Here is a 3,244-nt window from a genome sequence, read left to right on the forward strand (position 1 = left end):
AATTTTTATAGTAAAAATTTAATTAATTATGATTAATAATATTTATTAATGTATTTATATTTTTCTTAAGTTTGAAAAAATATCTAAGTCATTAGATATAATTAAAGATAACATTTATTTATTTCATGCAATATTTTTATTAATTTTACTAAAAAAATAAATAATTTATTGCAATAAAATACTGTTTTAATGCACTACTTTTCGTGGAAATAAAGTTATATGCGTACTAGCCGATATTTACTCTCCACTCTTAAGGAAATTCCTACTAATACTGAAGAAATTAGTAGCCATCAGCTGATGCTGCGTGCTGGAATGATTCGTAAACTGGCATCAGGTATCTATACCTGGTTGCCAACTGGTTTACGTGTACTACATAAATTAGAAAATATCGTACGTGAAGAGATGGATAAAGCCGGCGCCATTGAAATATCTATGCCAGTAGTACAGCCAGCCACTCTGTGGCGAGAAAGTGGACGGTGGGATCAATATGGAACAGAATTGCTAAGCTTTAACGATCGTAACACAAGAAAGTTTGTACTGGGACCAACTCATGAAGAGGTAATAACCGATCTTATTCGTAATGAAATTAGCTCTTATAAGCAATTACCGCTTAATTTTTATCAGATTCAACTAAAGTTTCGTGATGAGTTACGCCCACGTTTTGGTGTCATGCGCTCGCGAGAATTTGTAATGAAAGACGCTTATTCTTTTCATACCAGTCAGCATTCGTTACAGGAAACCTATAACGTTATGTATGGCGCTTATAGCAATATTTTTACTCGTATAGGACTCGAATTTCGAGTAGTCCAGGGTTATACAGGTTCTATCGGCGGTAGCGCATCTCATGAGTTTCAGGTTTTATCTAGCAGCGGCGAAGATAATATTGTGTTTTCTACGGCTTCTGATTATGCTACAAATATCGAACTGACAGAGGCAGTAGCGCCAACTACCGTGCGCGCTAAACCTAGCGAAGATATGCATTTAGTTGATACACCTAATGCCCGTACCATTGAGGAGCTGGTAGAACAGTTCTCAATAGTAGTGGAAAAAACTGTTAAGACTCTTATTGTCTACGCCCGTGAGGGCACCAGTAACTTACTAATCGCGTTGATGGTGCGAGGAGATCATCAGCTTAACGAGGTTAAGGCAGAAAAATTACCGCAGGTTGCCGTGCCGCTCACTTTTGCTAGTGAAGAAGATATCCGTCTGGCTATCGGTGCTGGTCCTGGATCATTGGGGCCAGTAAATCTAACGCTACCACTAGTTATCGACCGTAGCGTTGCAGTAATGAGCGATTTTATAGCTGGTGCTAATACCGATGGTAAACATTTTTTTGGCATTAATTGGGAAAGAGACTTACCATTGCCTGAGGTAGCTGATTTACGCAATGTTGTTGAAGGCGATCTAAGTCCGGATGGTAAAGGCACTTTACAAATAAAACACAGTATTGAAGTAGGACACATTTTTCAACTAGGTACTAAATATTCAAAAGCGATGAAGGCTAATGTTTTGGGTGAAAACGGCCGTAATCAAACATTAATCATGGGCTGTTACGGTATCGGCCTTACCCGATTGGTGGCTGCTATTATTGAACAAAATCACGATGAACGCGGTATTGTCTGGCCGACGGCGCTAGCTCCATTTAGCGTAGTGATTCTGCCAATAAATATGTATAAATCATCCCGTGTTAAAGAAATTGCAGAGAATATTTACCAGCAACTACTTGCAATCGGCATAGATGTAATACTTGACGATCGCCAAGAACGTCCAGGCGTGATGTTTGCTGATATGGAGCTTATTGGTGTTTCTTTTACTTTAATTATTAGCGATCGCAATTTAGATCTACAACAAATTGAATATAAAAATAGAAATAACGGTGAAAAAAATATAATTCAAATCAGCAAAATTGTAGATTTTATAATAAGTAAAATTATCACTGTAAAGTAAAAAATAAAGAATATTACTTTAGTTAATTTTTAAACTAACTAAATTTATAGTGTAAGTTTTTGATAAAAAAATAATTTTTAATTAAGCATTTTATAATTATAATTAATTATTACTTATGTAGTAAAACTTACTAGTAATAGTTTATGTTATATATTGCAATTTTTTTGAAATAAAAATTATCAGTATTATCAATATATTTTAAATAAGATATTCTTATTTAAACTTGCTTGAGAGACTATTTCATGTATCATGCTTTAATCCATAAAGAACTAAACCAAGCACAGCAAGCATTGCAAAATTTTATCAGAGATCCGTGTAATATAAACTCTATCGATAAGGCAGCAAAAATTATAGCCAATACTTTTAAAACTGGGGGTAAGGTAATCTCTTGTGGTAATGGAGGATCACATTGTGATGCAATGCATTTTGCTGAAGAGTTAACTGCTCGCTATCGAGAAAATCGCCCTGGTTATCCCGCGATTGCTATCTCAGATCCAAGCTATTTTTCTTGTGTGAGCAACGATTTTGGCTATGACCAAGTATTTTCACGCTATGTTGAAACAGTAGGAAAAAAGGGGGATATTTTATTAGGTATTACTACTTCTGGTAACTCAGTTAATATTATTCGTGCGATCGAGACTGCACGCACCAAAAATATGTTGGTTATTGTATTCACTGGAAAAGACGGTGGTAAAATGGCCGGCAGCGCTGATATAGAAATTTGTGTGCATCATTTTGGCTATGCGGATCGCATTCAGGAAATTCATATTAAAATTATTCATATTTTAATTTTACTAATTGAGAAAGAAATGGCAATTTAAGTAAATTAAATATTAATATCGATTATATTTACTAATTTAGATTAAAAAATAATCTTTCATGGACTATTTTGCTGGTACTACTTGCTTTCTTTCGAAAGAGAAAAATTTTTAGAATTTTTTTGTAACCAAGCAGGCTGCAGGCGCTATACCACCGATACTTTTTTACTATTAGCGTAGTACCAACGTGAGCCTTAATTCATTTGAAAAATAGGTACTATATTGTTATCTGTTTTTTTATAAACAGGCAGTGCTGGCTTGAAAAATATTGTAACTTAATTATATTCATTAAAAACATTAAAGAAATTAAAAAAGTGCTATTAATTACATATCTCTAAGTATAGAGTAATTTAATATTTTTTTTAAAATCAAATTTATTAATTATTTTTTAATGTAAACTTGTTATAAGACCTAAAAATTAAATATAAAATAATTATATTTATAATAGAATTATATAAATATTTTTAACTTAAAATCAA

2 protein-coding genes are annotated in these 3,244 nt (G+C 33.1%); both read left to right on the forward strand.

The window, feature by feature from the left end; all coding sequences use genetic code 11:
- Positions 1-219: 219 nt before the first annotated feature.
- Positions 220-1,947, forward strand: coding sequence for a proline--tRNA ligase (locus A4A70_RS02810; protein ID WP_067568333.1), 1,728 nt, complete (start codon positions 220-222; stop codon positions 1,945-1,947).
- Between the two features lie 242 nt (positions 1,948-2,189).
- Positions 2,190-2,768: a D-sedoheptulose 7-phosphate isomerase gene (lpcA, locus tag A4A70_RS02815; protein WP_067568335.1), complete on the forward strand. Its 579-nt coding sequence runs from the start codon at positions 2,190-2,192 to the stop codon at positions 2,766-2,768.
- Positions 2,769-3,244: the final 476 nt, after the last annotated feature.

It is taken from the genome of Candidatus Hoaglandella endobia, assembly GCF_900044015.1.
Lineage (GTDB): Bacteria > Pseudomonadota > Gammaproteobacteria > Enterobacterales > Enterobacteriaceae > Hoaglandella > Hoaglandella endobia.

Excerpts from the sequence above, each read along its gene's own strand:
- A4A70_RS02810 (WP_067568333.1), top strand. The coding sequence starts at position 220 with ATGCGTACTAGCCGATATTTACTCTCCACTCTTAAGGAAATTCCTACT.
- lpcA (WP_067568335.1), top strand. The coding sequence starts at position 2,190 with ATGTATCATGCTTTAATCCATAAAGAACTAAACCAAGCACAGCAAGCA.